The 13921-nt window shown below is 53.9% G+C and carries 8 protein-coding genes and 1 tRNA gene; 5 read left to right on the forward strand and 4 right to left on the reverse strand.

Going from position 1 to position 13921, the window contains the following annotated elements:
• Positions 1 to 277: 277 nt before the first annotated feature.
• The 3 genes from BUC32_RS15190 to BUC32_RS15200 form a co-directional block, all read right to left on the reverse strand.
• Positions 278 to 351: transfer RNA gene (locus BUC32_RS15190), tRNA-Gly, on the reverse strand.
• Positions 352 to 418: 67 nt separating this feature from the next.
• Positions 419 to 1765, reverse strand: coding sequence for a T6SS phospholipase effector Tle1-like catalytic domain-containing protein (locus tag BUC32_RS15195; protein ID WP_073254717.1), 1347 nt, complete (start codon positions 1763 to 1765; stop codon positions 419 to 421).
• A gap of 82 nt (positions 1766 to 1847) precedes the next feature.
• Entirely contained in the window at positions 1848 to 3902 is a 2055-nt protein-coding gene (locus BUC32_RS15200; protein ID WP_073254720.1) for an ASKHA domain-containing protein, read from the reverse strand.
• Positions 3903 to 4155: 253 nt separating this feature from the next.
• Between BUC32_RS15200 and guaB the strand changes: the two genes are divergently transcribed.
• From guaB to BUC32_RS15215, 3 genes are all read left to right on the forward strand, one after another.
• Positions 4156 to 5604 carry an IMP dehydrogenase gene (gene guaB / locus BUC32_RS15205; protein ID WP_073254723.1) on the forward strand — a complete coding sequence of 483 codons (1449 nt, stop codon included), beginning with the start codon at positions 4156 to 4158 and terminating at the stop codon, positions 5602 to 5604.
• Entirely contained in the window at positions 5604 to 6767 is a 1164-nt protein-coding gene (locus BUC32_RS15210; RefSeq protein WP_073254726.1) for an RsmB/NOP family class I SAM-dependent RNA methyltransferase, read from the forward strand. Before guaB ends, BUC32_RS15210 begins: the two co-directional genes overlap by 1 nt.
• Positions 6768 to 6860: 93 nt before the next feature.
• Positions 6861 to 9155 carry an ATP-binding protein gene (locus tag BUC32_RS15215; RefSeq protein WP_073254729.1) on the forward strand — a complete coding sequence of 765 codons (2295 nt, stop codon included), beginning with the start codon at positions 6861 to 6863 and terminating at the stop codon, positions 9153 to 9155.
• Here BUC32_RS15215 and BUC32_RS15220 read toward each other — a convergent pair.
• Entirely contained in the window at positions 9137 to 9733 is a 597-nt protein-coding gene (locus BUC32_RS15220; protein ID WP_073254732.1) for a sulfotransferase family 2 domain-containing protein, read from the reverse strand. The genes BUC32_RS15215 and BUC32_RS15220 overlap by 19 nt on opposite strands.
• A 193-nt stretch (positions 9734 to 9926) precedes the next feature.
• Between BUC32_RS15220 and recA the strand changes: the two genes are divergently transcribed.
• Both recA and alaS read left to right on the forward strand, forming a co-directional pair.
• Positions 9927 to 11009: a recombinase RecA gene (recA, locus tag BUC32_RS15225; RefSeq protein ID WP_073254905.1), complete on the forward strand. Its 1083-nt coding sequence runs from the start codon at positions 9927 to 9929 to the stop codon at positions 11007 to 11009.
• Positions 11010 to 11245: 236 nt separating this feature from the next.
• Positions 11246 to 13918, forward strand: a complete 2673-nt coding sequence (gene alaS / locus BUC32_RS15230; RefSeq protein WP_073254735.1) for an alanine--tRNA ligase — start codon at positions 11246 to 11248, stop codon at positions 13916 to 13918.
• The last annotated feature ends 3 nt before the right edge of the window (positions 13919 to 13921 follow it).

Consider the following 13921-nt stretch of genomic DNA (forward strand, 5'->3'; position numbering starts at 1 on the left):
CTTTCTCATCTTCCACTCCTCAGTGGCTACGATGAGCCAGAAACTCTCCCTTATCAAATCACCCTAATTGGACCCATAGGCGCTGACGTCAGACATTGATTATGAGCCTATGAGACGTATTTTGTCGTTCTTCCTTGGGTACAACATAACGATAAGCATACACGTCACCGCGTTTATGCAGACCTTTGGGAAGATGAGACATTTCGGTATTCCTAGCTGGCAAAGCGTTTCTCCTAAAGTATAACTCAGGACGCTAAGTGCTTGGAAGTGTTGAACGTGGAGCGGGTAACGGGAATTGAACCCGTAACTAAAGCTTGGGAAGCTGCCGTGATACCTTTTCACCATACCCGCCGCTGGGGTTGAGATAACGCGCGGAACTTGGCGGGTCAATGTAGGATCGCCGCTTTCAAAACAATCTCTATGGAAGGTTTGGCGGATCGTAATTTTGGGACGGCGTGTCTCGACGCTGATAGGCGCTGTCATCCACATCGCTTTTGTCTGCAATTTTGCGGGGTTCTTTCAACGGCAGATACCAGATCAACCCACGCCTGAACCAATTTGTCTCTCCTTTTTCCCTACGCTTCAAAGACTTAGGTAGGATTTCTAATATGTGCCAAAGCGGAGCACCCTTGCTATGCCAGAAGGAATTGTGGATCGGCGCCAGGGGGTCTGGTTTGGCATAAGGCAACCCTCCGGGAGTACGGGCGTCTGGATCAAGACCTTTGAGGTCCTTATTGGCGCGACGGGTAGAGAGTTTCAGCCCATAAGACCGTGGACGTGGAAGGGGTGGTTTGCCGGCCTTTTTGCGCGCGGCGTTGTCTTCGGCATCTGCCTGACGCTCGGCTGTGGCCAGTTCATTCAGCGACCACAAAAGGGTCAGCTTGCCAATGCCGCTTTCATTTTCCGCGGGCGATCCGCCAATGTCCGAGTGAAATCCCGGAAACCAGCGTTGGATAAGGTATTGGCGGCGGCGGCGGGACTCGTGGCGAAAGTTGTTGCCGTAATAAACCGGCTGGCCGTCCGCATCCGGTTCCGGATCCCAGTGTTGGGCGCGAAACATTGTCCGACGTTCGTCAATGGACAGAGCATGAGTCACAATCCGTACCGAAACGTTGCTGTTGACGTTGGCATGTGTTCCGATCTCGGCCAGGCTGCCAAATTTCCGAAGGTTATGAAGCGGACGGCGGAACCGGATCAGTGAATTGACCGTGTCAAACAGCATCAGCGCGCGGATTGGAGCTGACTGTGGGCGCATGACCCGTTCATATTCGCGCAACGACTGAAAGACCTTGTCGTCACTGGCACTTTTGCCAAAGTCGGTTACCCGTCTATAGGCACGGAATACCGGTTCGATCAGGTGAATGTGGTTGGCATCCACCAAACCGAAATTATGGATGAATCCGGCCAGAATTCGAGCAGCATAGGCGCCGCGTGAAAACCCGACGATGTAAATCTGATCATTGGCAAAATTGCCCGAACCGCGCTCTTCCTCTTTATCTTCGTGGCTTTGGTAGGTCTCGCAGAGATAGCGATATGCGCCAAGCACATCATCTTCCAGGCCCAGCCCAAAAGTTTGCCCAAGAAAGCCTGTTACAGCCTGCCGAAGGCGACCAAATTTTTGCGACCCGTCATAGGTGCCTATGCCCATGAAATATCGTGCTTTTTGCGTCGTCTTATCGAGCGCACGATACAGTTTTAGCACGTTGGAATCGCGATCGCCGATCTCGTTTCCGGTGCCATCAATACATACGATAATCTTGGCCATAAATACGCGCGCCAATCATTGTTAGAATGGCGCGATAGTGCAGAGCCACAGGTTGTCCTGTCAAGCTTGGAGCAGATGTTGCTTATCCGCGGCGGCGTCTGCGACGACGTCCACCACCTTCGCCATCCGTGTCGCCACCGCCTGTGTTAAAGTTCACATCTGGCAGCGTCACGATCTTGGATAATTCCGGGAACGGGTCCGTCGCATGTGGGATAGCGCTGGCATTGATGAAATGCTCTTGAAACCTTGGCTCAATGGCGGTTTCGACTTTGGTGATCTCGCCAACTGTGGTCTCAATCTCGCGACGAGAGCCGACATTGCACAGCGCGATCCGCGCGCCTGTTCCGGCGGCGTTGCCCGCAGACGTGACCTTGTCCAGCGGTGCGTCCGGGATCATACCCAGCACCATAGCGTGTTTGTTCGAGATATGGGCACCAAAGGCGCCAGCCAGCACAACTCGATCCACGGTTTCGACGTTCATTTCATCCATCAAAAGGCGGGCCCCGGCGTAAAGCGCGGATTTGGCCAGTTGAATGGCGCGAATGTCGCCTTGGGTGACAGAAATCAGGGGCCCACCATCTGCGCGTGCGTCGTGGATCACATAGGCGTGGGTCCGTCCCTCGGGGATGCAGCGCTCGGTGCCAGTTTTTTCGGCCGAGCCTATCAGCCCGCTGGGGTCAAGCAAACCCGCCATGCGCATTTCGGCGACGGCCTCAATAATGCCAGATCCGCAGATGCCTGAAATGCCCGTGGTGGCGATGACATGTTCAAAACCGTCCTCATCGGACCACGTATCTGATCCAATCACCCGGAATCGGGGCTCTTTGGTGACCGGGTCAATTTCTATTCGCTCAATGGCCCCGGGGGCGGCCCGTTGGCCACTGCTGATTTGGGCACCTTCAAATGCAGGCCCCGTGGGGGAGGAACACGCCAGTACACGCTCTTTGTTGCCCAGCAGGATTTCGGCATTGGTGCCGACGTCCACAACCAGCACAAGGTCTTCGGATTTGCCCGGTTCTTCGGCCAACGCTACCGCTGCGGCATCTGCACCGACGTGACCTGCAATACACGGCAGGATGTAGACTTGGGCGTTTTCATTCATCACGTTGAGATCAAGATCCCGCGCATTCATCGCCAGCGACTCTGACGTGGTCAGCGCAAAAGGCGCCTGACCCAATTCCACCGGATCAATGCCCAACAACAAGTGGTGCATGACCGGGTTACACACGAATACGGTTTCCAGAATTTGGAAAGGGCGAATGCCAGCCTCGGTTGAGATGGCCTCGGTCAGACCGTTGATGGCGGTGCGCACGGCGGTGGTCATTTCTTTGTCGCCACCGGGGTTCATCATCGCATAGCTGACCCGGCTCATCAGGTCTTCGCCAAAGCGAATTTGCGGATTCATCACCCCGGACGAGGCTTTAACCTCGCCGTTGCGCAAGTCGCAAAGATGTGCTGCGATGGTGGTTGAGCCAAGATCAATCGCCAGACCATAGATGCGGTCTTCGGTCAGGCCCGGCCAGATTTCCACAACCTTGTGGCAGGTATCCTTGTGGGACTTGTGCAAAGCCACGGTGACCTGCCATTGACCCTTGCGCAAAACGGGCTGTAGGCGGGTCAGGACAGTCAAGTCGGCCGTAATGTGCTCAATGCCCCATTGATCCTGTAACGCACGTTCCAGCCGCTCCAGATCGCCAGTAGGCTCGTGCATATCGGGTTCCTGGACCTCGACAAAGTATAGATGCGTGGCCGGGTCCATAACGATGTTGCGTGATGAGGCGGCTTTGCGCACAACTTGCCTGTGCACCTGAGATTCTGGTGGAACATCAATTACGACGTCACCTTGCACAGCCGCCTGACAGCCCAGCCGACGCCCGTCGATCAGCCCGCGTTTGTCCTGATAGCGTTGTTCGACAGAATTCCATTCGCTGAGCGCGTCTTGGGCCACGGTGACGCCGTGCTTGGAGAATTCTCCATACGACGGTGTGATCTGGCATTTGGAGCAAATACCGCGACCACCACAGACCGAGTCCAAATCCACTCCCAGCTGACGGGCGGCTGTCAAAATGGGGGTTCCGACCGGAAAGTGTCCGCGTTTGCCCGAAGGGGTAAAGATCACGAGGGGATCGCTGCTCATTGATTAGTCCTGTCGTCTTGTTCGCTCGTTTCAACATATCTGGCCTTTGAAGGTGTGAAAGGCAAGGAGCGGCATCAAAAGGTTTACCTGCGGCATGGTAATCAAATTCGAGGCCTTCGGCAGGGGCGTTTTGGCAATTGGGGAGACCGAGATTGTCCGTTTCCCAATGGGTGTGGCGAATTTGGGGGTTTCGCAAAGACCCATTGCATGTAATAGGAAACCGCCAAACGAGGTCATGCCAAGGAGATGTGTGATGGAGATTCGTGAGGCTCTCACTTTTGATGATGTACTGTTGGTTCCGGCGGCGTCTGCCGTGTTGCCTTCTACGGCGGATACGCGCACCCGTGTGACGCGGTCGATCTCCATGAATATTCCTCTTTTGTCGAGCGCGATGGACACAGTGACCGAAGCCCGTATGGCCATTGCCATGGCGCAGGCTGGCGGTATGGGGGTTATCCACAAGAACCTTGATGCTGAAACTCAGGCACGTGAAGTACGGCGGGTAAAGCGGTTTGAATCCGGAATCGTCTACAACCCGGTCACTTTGACCCGCGATCAAACCATCGCTGATGCCAGAGCCTTGGTCGAACGCTATAACTTCACCGGATTCCCAGTTGTAGATTCGACAGGTCGGGTAGAAGGCATTGTGACCAACCGGGATATGCGGTTCGCGACGTCAGACGACATGCCAGTCAGAGAAATGATGACGACTGATAACCTTGCTATTTTGCATGAGCCAGCTGATTTGGAAGAAGCCAAGAGCCTGATGCGCGCACGCCGCATTGAAAAGCTGTTGGTGACCGATGGCGAAGGCAAGCTGACCGGTTTGTTGACCCTGAAAGATACTGAGCAGGCTGTTTTGAACCCAACAGCCTGCAAAGATGATCTGGGGCGTCTGCGCGTCGCGGCGGCATCATCAGTGGGTGACAGCGGCTTTGCGCGGTCTGAGCAATTGATTGATGCGGGTGTGGACATCGTTGTTGTCGACACAGCGCACGGCCACTCTGAGGGCGTGATCGAAGCGGTGCGACGCATCAAGGCTCAGTCCATTGATGTACAGGTAATTGCGGGCAATGTGGCCACCGGTGACGCGACCAAGGCCCTGATTGATGCTGGCGCTGACGCGGTCAAAGTGGGCATCGGACCGGGGTCGATTTGTACCACACGTATGGTTGCGGGTGTGGGCGTACCTCAACTGACCGCGATTGACGACTGTTCTTCAGCCGCCGGAGATACGCCGGTGATTGCGGATGGTGGCATCAAGTTTTCGGGCGATTTTGCCAAGGCAATTGCAGCCGGTGCCAGTTGCGCCATGGTTGGGTCGATGATTGCGGGCACTGATGAAAGCCCCGGAGAAGTCATTCTTTATCAAGGCCGTAGCTTTAAAGGCTACCGTGGTATGGGCAGCCTTGGCGCAATGGCGCGTGGGTCGGCGGATCGCTATTTCCAAAAGGATGCGGCCAGCGACAAACTGGTGCCGGAAGGAATCGAAGGTCAGGTGCCTTACAAAGGTGGCGCGGGTGCCGTCATTCACCAATTGGTTGGCGGTTTACGCGCGGCTATGGGCTATACAGGCTGCGCTACGGTTGAAGAAATGCGCAAGGATTGCAAATTCGTGAAGATCACCGGCGCAGGGCTCAAGGAAAGTCACGTTCATGACGTGCAGATCACCCGCGAAAGCCCCAACTACAGGGTCGGTTGATGACGCCGGCTGCACGCGTTCAAACAGCGATAGAGCTGCTGGATCAGATTCTCGAAGGTACGCCTGCGGAAAAAGTACTGACCGGCTGGGCCCGCAAATCCCGGTTTGCCGGATCAAAAGACCGGGCCGCCGTGCGCGATCACGTTTTCGACGTTTTGCGCAGACGGCGGTCGGTATTGGCGGCTGATACCGTTGAAACCGGGCGGTCCTTGATGATTGGGCTGTTGGCTCAGGATGGTGCGGATCTGGAAGACTTGTTTTCCGGGCAGGGCTATGGACCCAGTGTCCTGAGCGTAGAAGATCGTGCAATGGATGAGGTCATGCAATCGGAACGCGCTCTGGATTTGCCAGATTGGGTACAGCCGTTGCTTCAGGCATCGCTTGGCGACGCCTTTTTGGAGAATGCCAAGGCTTTGCGGAAGCGTGCGCCGGTATTCCTGCGTGTCAATTTGCAAAAAACAACCCGCGAGGCGGCGATTGATCTTTTGCGAACCGATGGGGTTGAAACGGTCGTTTGTCCCTTGGCGGACACGGCGCTTGAGGTGATCGAAGGCCCGCGAAAGGTGCCCAATTCACAGGCATTCAAGGAAGGTTACATTGAAGTTCAGGACGCCTCTAGCCAGGCTGCTATTGCACAATTGCCTCTGCGGGATGGCATGCGGGTGCTTGACTATTGTGCCGGAGGTGGTGGCAAGACACTGGCCATGGGGGGACGTATTGGCGGAACGTTTGTGGCGCATGATGCCCTTCCACAAAGAATGTCTGATTTGCCTGTAAGAGCAGATCGTGCTGGGCTTCAGGTCCAGATTTTTGATGATAATCAACTGACGCGGGAACCAGGTTTTGATTTGGTATTTTGTGATGTACCCTGTTCCGGGAGCGGTACATGGCGTCGCAGCCCCGATGCCAAATGGCGCTTTTCTCCCGATGACTTAAAGGCCCTTTTGGACGTGCAGTCTGAAATACTAGACAACGCTTGCGATCGCGTTAACTCATCAGGAACAATTGCTTACGCGACATGTTCAATGTTGAGAGAGGAAAACGAAAATCAAATAGATCGTTTTATAGCCAGACATAGTGACTGGACGTGCAGCGCAACCCATCATTGGCAAATCACCGAACGTTGCGATGGTTTCTTTCTGGCCCTGTTGACCCGAACCTGACAATTCCTGTATTCAACCTATAAGTGTATTCTGTTTTAAATGCCTGTTAAGGCTTTTGATACACCGTGTTCTAAAGTTTGACAGGAGGGCAGAATGGCGTTCACGGCGCAGGAAAAGCTGCAAGTGGCTAGCGTTGCCCCAACGGTGTTTTTGTGGGCCATGGCTGGGGGGCTTTTGGTGGCCTCGATGGCTTTTGTTCATCCTCAGTTGCGTTTTGCGCTGGGGTTAAGCGGCGGAATTGTTGTTGCGGTCAACTTGATTTCCCTCGCGCGCAGGCGGATGCAAAAACGCAACTCCAGTACCGTTTCGCGAGCGCTTGGCGCAATGATTGCCCGTAGACCGCATCAGCAGTATTTGAGTGATGCTCTCGGTATTGTGCTGGCGTCAAACTGTGACACCAGGGCTGAGGGAAGCCTGATCTCGACGCGGCTCAGGGATGCCACAGCAGATGCAGACGGGCTTGTGGCCTCCTTGCTTCAACAGGCTCGAAAAGAAGGCAAAGCAAGTGACCTGTGTGCGGTTCGCAACGGGCGTCTGAGCGTGCATGTGGCTGAAGTGGCTCAAGGTGTTTTCCAGTGGCAGATTGAGCGTGATCAGGGCGATGTGCGTAACACGCATGCTTCTGGTGTTCCCAGGTTGCCAATGATCACTGTCGGTCGCCGGGAGTCTATTTTGTTCATGAATGCCGCTGCTCGTGATATTCTGGGCGGACGCAAGGCTGTCCTAAGCGAGATTTTCGGTAAAAAGGACCCGGTTTCCGGAGAGGCGAACACGGTTGAAACGCCGGATGGGCGCCGCCAGTGTCTGGTTGCTGAATTTCCTCTGTCTTGCGGGCGGCGTGAAATCTATTTGCTACCCACCGTCATGCCGCCAACAAAAAACAGTGCAGTACAGTTTGACGATTTACCGGTGGCTTTGTTGAAAGTCGATGTGAACGGGCAGATTCAAACCGCCAATCGCGCCGCGCGAACATTGGTGCGCAGACCCATTGAGACGGGCACCAGCATGAGTGACCTGATGGAGGGGTTGGGGCGCTCGATTGGCGATTGGCTAACCGAAGCAGCGGCTGGCCACGGCGATCACCATTCAGAGTTTTTGCTCCTGAAAAACGATGATCGAGAAGTCTTTGTACAAGTCAGCTTGAATCGCATTGTCGAAGGCGAACAGACAACCCTCATTGCGGTTCTGAGTGACGCAACTGAGCTTAAATCGCTTGAGGCACAGTTTGTCCAAAGCCAAAAGATGCAGGCAATTGGCCAGCTTGCCGGCGGTGTTGCGCATGACTTCAACAACTTACTGACAGCAATTACCGGTCACTGCGACCTTTTGCTTCTGCGTCATGATCAGGGAGACCCCGATTTTGGCGATCTCACGCAGATCAATCAAAATGCAAATCGGGCGGCGGCTTTGGTTGGGCAACTTCTGGCGTTCTCCCGCAAGCAAAACCTGCAACCCAAAGTCTTGAATTTGCGTGATACCATGGCTGATCTAACGCATTTGCTGAACAGGCTTGTCGGGGAAAAAATTGCTCTAAACCTCGTTCATGATCCGGTCTTGCGTTCGATCCGGGCCGACAAGAGGCAATTGGAACAGGTTTTAATGAACCTTGTGGTCAATGCGCGTGATGCGATGCCGGACGGCGGGGAAATCACGATCAGAACAGAAAGCACTGTTCTGGAGCACCCACTTGAGCGAGATCGGGTGACCGTTCCTGTGGGCAAATACGTCGGAGTAAAAGTCTCAGATGAAGGGTGTGGTATTGCACCGGAAAAGCTTCAGAAGATTTTTGAACCCTTTTATACAACCAAACGCACCGGAGAGGGTACGGGACTTGGATTGTCAACGGCTTATGGGATCGTCAAGCAAACCGGCGGGTACATATTTGTGGACAGCGTATTGGGTGAGGGCACAACCTTCTCGCTTCTGTTTCCTGTGCACGAACTCTATGAGAAGCCAACGGAACCCCCTAAGCAAATGCGTGAAGAAGGTGATGTTGAAGTCCGCGGTGGGGTGGTTTTGCTGGTCGAAGACGAAGCTCCTGTTCGCAGTTTTGCCTCCCGTGCGCTGCGACTCCATGGATTTAGTGTTCTTGAGGCCGAATCCGGTGAGGAGGCATTGGAAGTTCTTGAAGATCCGGACGCGCATGTTGACTTGTTTGTCAGCGATGTGGTTATGCCGGGAATAGACGGGCCAAGCTGGGTCAGGCGCGCACGTGAAACCCGACCCAACATCAGAGTTGTCTTTATGTCTGGCTATGCCGAAGATAGTTTTTCAGACAAGCAGGCGGCTATAGAAGGGTCAGCATTTCTACCAAAACCCTTTTCTTTGAGTGACTTAACGGGACTTGTTCAAGAGCAGATTGGCCTAGGTCACGACAGGCTTTCATAAAGCTCGAACTCGGCCGGGCATCGGCTTCGTAGTTGTGTTTCAACGCGTGGCGATAGTCGCAATTCCATCGGTGGTGAGACATTCTCGCGTGATAACGCAATTTGGGTATCCAATCTGTCCTGTAAGAAGGCTAGCAACTTTGCTTGATCCTCATAACGAAACAAGTGTTTGACGCTGGTGCCATTTGGTCGAGGCTCAAGGAATTTGGCCTGGCTACCGACATTGGAAAAGCAAGGTCTGACGCCTCTGACATAAGCTTCAACAAACTCGTCAAAACTCACGTCGTGAGTAGAGTTTGGGCGCCCCTTCATAAAGTCCCGACGACGAAATCGATACCAGCTTCCTAACCAGCTTACGGGTTCGCGCATTACAGCGACCGTTTCCATATTGTCTTCTTTACAGGCCTTTTCAAACATTGGCCGGAAAAAGCGATTGTATCGGTAGACTGGCGCATGTTTTAGCTCAGGCGGGTCCGAGACAACTATGGAAGCCAAAGGTGCCAGAGCCTTTTCAAGGGCGGTGGTGCCGGTTTTGGGAACCGAGAGCAGAACTAGTTTTTCTTTCCAAAAAACAAGCATTTGAGAGCCTCAATCATTTTTTGTTTGGTTTCATTCTTTTTCGTAAACTACTCTTTAACGCTTCCGCGAAAAAGTATTTTTGAGAAAATTCTATTGAAATGTTCTTGTTTTGATCTCATAAGGGGTGAGAACAAGACGGGAACACAGGCAATCATTGCTGCCATCGGCGGTGTATGGAATAAGGATGCAAATCATGGCAACGGCAGAGCTATTTGAAATGAGCAGTAAAAAATCCGCAGACAAACAAAAGGCGCTGGACAGCGCCTTGGCCCAAATCGAACGTCAGTTCGGTAAAGGGTCGATTATGAAATTGGGTGCCGACAATCCGGCGCAGGAAATTGAATCCACTTCAACCGGCTCTTTAGGGTTGGATATTGCACTAGGTATTGGTGGTCTCCCTAAGGGGCGTATCATTGAGATCTACGGCCCCGAAAGCTCGGGTAAAACCACTCTGACCTTGCATTGCATTGCGGAAGAACAAAAAACGGGCGGTGTATGCGCCTTTGTGGACGCGGAGCACGCGCTGGATCCACTTTATGCAAAAAAGCTGGGTGTTGATCTGGACGAATTGCTGATTTCGCAGCCCGATACAGGCGAGCAGGCCCTGGAAATTACCGACACTCTGGTGCGGTCCGGGGCTGTAAATATGGTTGTGGTCGATTCGGTTGCGGCTCTCACTCCAAAATCAGAACTTGAAGGCGACATGGGCGATTCCAGTGTGGGCGTGCAGGCCCGACTTATGAGCCAGGCAATGCGCAAACTAACCGGTTCAATCTCACGTTCGAATTGTATGGTGATTTTCATCAACCAAATCAGGATGAAAATTGGTGTGATGTTTGGCAGCCCGGAAACAACAACAGGTGGCAATGCGCTCAAGTTTTATAGCTCGGTTCGTCTGGATATTCGCCGTATTGGCGCCGTCAAAGACCGTGACGAAATCGTCGGCAACGCAACGCGCGTGAAAGTTGTGAAAAACAAGGTGGCACCACCCTTCAAGCAAGTTGAGTTCGACATCATGTATGGCGAAGGGATTTCGAAAAACGGTGAGCTTTTGGATCTGGGTGTCACGGCTGGCGTCGTGGCCAAGTCGGGATCTTGGTTTAGCTATGGTGACGAACGGATTGGACAAGGCCGTGAGAATGCCAAGCAGTTTTTGCGGGAAAACAAGCGGATTGCCTATGAAATTGAGGACAAAATCCGCGCTGCTCATGGGCTGGAATTTGATATGCCCAAGGGCGAGGATGACAATGATGTCCTGATGGATGACGAAAAGTAGACCTGCCTTTTAGGCAAATCTTCTTGGATTTTTCAGAGAAGCGGTCATGTCATGAAAATGACGTGGCCGTTTCAATAAAAAGTTCTAACCTCGCGACCTTAGACAATCGACTTACAAAAAAGGCCGGCGAGGAAATTGATCATTTGGTCCTTCTACGCTTTGACATGTGGACAGGCGCGGGCAGGGGTTATAAACCCTCGTGGAACGTCTGAAACCAGCCGCGAGAGACCAATTTTATGCCCAGTCTGAACGACATCCGGTCCACATTCCTGAATTACTTCGCCAAGCAAGGCCATGAGATTGTATCGTCCAGCCCACTTGTGCCCCGTAACGATCCAACCCTGATGTTTGTAAACTCAGGCATGGTGCAGTTTAAGAACCTGTTTACCGGTGTTGAGCATCGCGACTACCAACGCGCCACGACCTCGCAAAAATGTGTACGCGCAGGCGGCAAACACAATGACCTCGACAACGTAGGCTATACCGCGCGTCACCACACATTTTTCGAAATGCTCGGCAACTTTTCGTTTGGAGATTACTTCAAGGAAGAGGCTATCCCGTTTGCCTGGAACCTGATCACCAAAGAGTTTGGAATCGATCCTAAACGGCTTTATACCACTGTGTATCACACAGACGACGAAGCCTATGATATCTGGAGGAAAATCGGCGTTCCGGAAGAGCGGATTATCCGCATCGCGACATCAGACAATTTCTGGCAAATGGGTCCCACGGGGCCATGCGGCCCCTGCACCGAGATTTTCTATGATCACGGCGACCATATTTGGGGTGGCCCTCCTGGTAGTCCCGAGGAAGATGGTGATCGCTTCATTGAAATCTGGAACATCGTTTTCATGCAGAACGAACAGTTTGAAGATGGTTCAATGCGCGCACTGGACATGCAGTCGATTGATACCGGCATGGGGCTCGAGCGTATCGGCGCGCTGTTGCAAGGCAGCCATGACAATTATGATACGGATCTTTTCAAATCCTTGATCGAGGCCTCAGCAGGCGCAACTTCGACCGATCCTTTTGGCGACAAGAACGTGCATCACCGGGTGATTGCGGACCACTTGCGGTCCACGTCGTTCCTGATTGCTGATGGGGTGATGCCGTCAAATGACGGGCGGGGATATGTGCTGCGCCGGATCATGCGACGTGCCATGCGACACGCCCATCTGTTGGGGGCCAAAGATCCGGTTATGTATCAATTGGTGCCATCGCTGGTCAGCCAAATGGGGGCTGCGTTCCCTGAACTGGGGCAAGCACAAGCCTTGATCGAAGAAACTCTGAAGCTGGAAGAAACCCGGTTCAAGCAAACTTTGGACCGCGGACTCAAGCTGCTGGATGACGAATTGGATGGTTTGGATGAGGGCTCGCCATTGGCGGGTGAAGCCGCGTTTAAACTTTATGACACTTATGGTTTCCCATTGGACCTGACGCAGGATGCGTTGCGCGAAAAGGGCCGTGAAGTGGACACCGACGGCTTTGATGCGGCAATGGAAGCGCAGAAAGCTAAGGCGCGCGCGGCGTGGTCGGGGTCAGGTGACGCGGCAGATAATGCTGTTTGGTTTGATCTTTTGGATGCAGATGGGGCCACTGATTTCCTTGGCTATGATACCGAAAAAGCCGAAGGCCAGATCAGTGCTCTGATTGTGGATGGTGCCGAGGTTGATAAGATTGACGCCGGAACGACCGGTTGGGTCGTCGTAAACCAAACGCCGTTTTACGGTGAGTCCGGCGGTCAGGTCGGAGACACAGGTGTGATCCGTCGTCTTGAAAACCGCAATGAGGTTGCGGTGGTCGAGGATACGCGCAAGTTTGCAGATGCGAAAATCTATGCCCACAAAGTGCGCGTAGAAAGCGGTGCGATGACCAAAGGTGAGCCGGTCGAGCTTGAGGTGAATCACGGGCGCAGAACGGCGATCCGCGCCAATCACTCGGCCACGCACCTGTTGCACGAAGCACTGCGCGAGGCTTTGGGCGATCACGTCGCGCAGCGTGGCTCGCTTAATGCAGAAGACCGTCTGAGGTTTGATTTCAGCCATGCCAAGGCGCTGAGCGCTGACGAATTGCACAGGGTTGGCTTGGATGTGAATGCCTATATTCGCCAGAACACGGCCGTGGAAACCCGGATCATGACGCCGGATGATGCCCGCGGGATTGGGGCTCAGGCATTGTTTGGTGAAAAATACGGCGACGAAGTTCGGGTTGTTTCGATGGGCCGCGCGGAAACTGGCAAAGGCATGGATGGCACAACCTATTCGCTGGAGCTTTGTGGTGGCACACATGTCAGGCAGACCGGTGACATTGGTGTTTGTGTGATCCTTGGCGACTCGGCCTCAAGTGCTGGGGTGCGTCGTATCGAGGCGCTGACAGGCGAGGCAGCTTTTACGCATCTTGAGCGCGAAGCGGGTCGCATGGCAGATGTGGCAGGCGCGCTCAAAGCTCAACCTGTGGATGTTCTGGATCGCCTGAAAGCGATGATGGACGAACGTAAGGCTTTGCAGAATGAGGTTGCGCAACTGCGCCGAGAACTGGCGATGGCCGGTGGCGCCGGGCAGGGTGGTGGCGCAGACGACAAAGAGATCGCCGGCGTAAAGTTCTTTGCGCAGGTGTTGTCTGGCGTGTCTGGTCGCGATTTGCCCCCTTTGATCGACGAACACAAAGCCCGCATGGAAAGCGGCGCGGTTCTTTTGATTGCGGATACCGGCGACAAGGTTGCGGTGGCCGCTGGTGTCACCGACGATATCAAAGGAAACGTGTCGGCGGTTGACCTCGTGCGTGCTGCCGTGGAAGCTCTGGGTGGCAAGGGGGGCGGTGGCCGCCCTGACATGGCGCAGGGTGGCGCCAAAGATGCAAGCAACGCCGAGGCCGCGATATCCGCCGCCGAAGCTGTGATCGGAGGATAAGAT

It is taken from the genome of Shimia gijangensis, assembly GCF_900142085.1.
GTDB lineage: Bacteria > Pseudomonadota > Alphaproteobacteria > Rhodobacterales > Rhodobacteraceae > Shimia > Shimia gijangensis.

Coding starts and splice junctions, on each gene's coding strand:
- BUC32_RS15195 (WP_073254717.1), bottom strand. CDS start 1,765: ATGGCCAAGATTATCGTATGTATTGATGGCACCGGAAACGAGATCGGC.
- BUC32_RS15200 (WP_073254720.1), bottom strand. CDS start 3,902: ATGAGCAGCGATCCCCTCGTGATCTTTACCCCTTCGGGCAAACGCGGA.
- guaB (WP_073254723.1), top strand. CDS start 4,156: ATGGAGATTCGTGAGGCTCTCACTTTTGATGATGTACTGTTGGTTCCG.
- BUC32_RS15210 (WP_073254726.1), top strand. CDS start 5,604: ATGACGCCGGCTGCACGCGTTCAAACAGCGATAGAGCTGCTGGATCAG.
- BUC32_RS15215 (WP_073254729.1), top strand. CDS start 6,861: ATGGCGTTCACGGCGCAGGAAAAGCTGCAAGTGGCTAGCGTTGCCCCA.
- BUC32_RS15220 (WP_073254732.1), bottom strand. CDS start 9,733: ATGCTTGTTTTTTGGAAAGAAAAACTAGTTCTGCTCTCGGTTCCCAAA.
- recA (WP_073254905.1), top strand. CDS start 9,927: ATGGCAACGGCAGAGCTATTTGAAATGAGCAGTAAAAAATCCGCAGAC.
- alaS (WP_073254735.1), top strand. CDS start 11,246: ATGCCCAGTCTGAACGACATCCGGTCCACATTCCTGAATTACTTCGCC.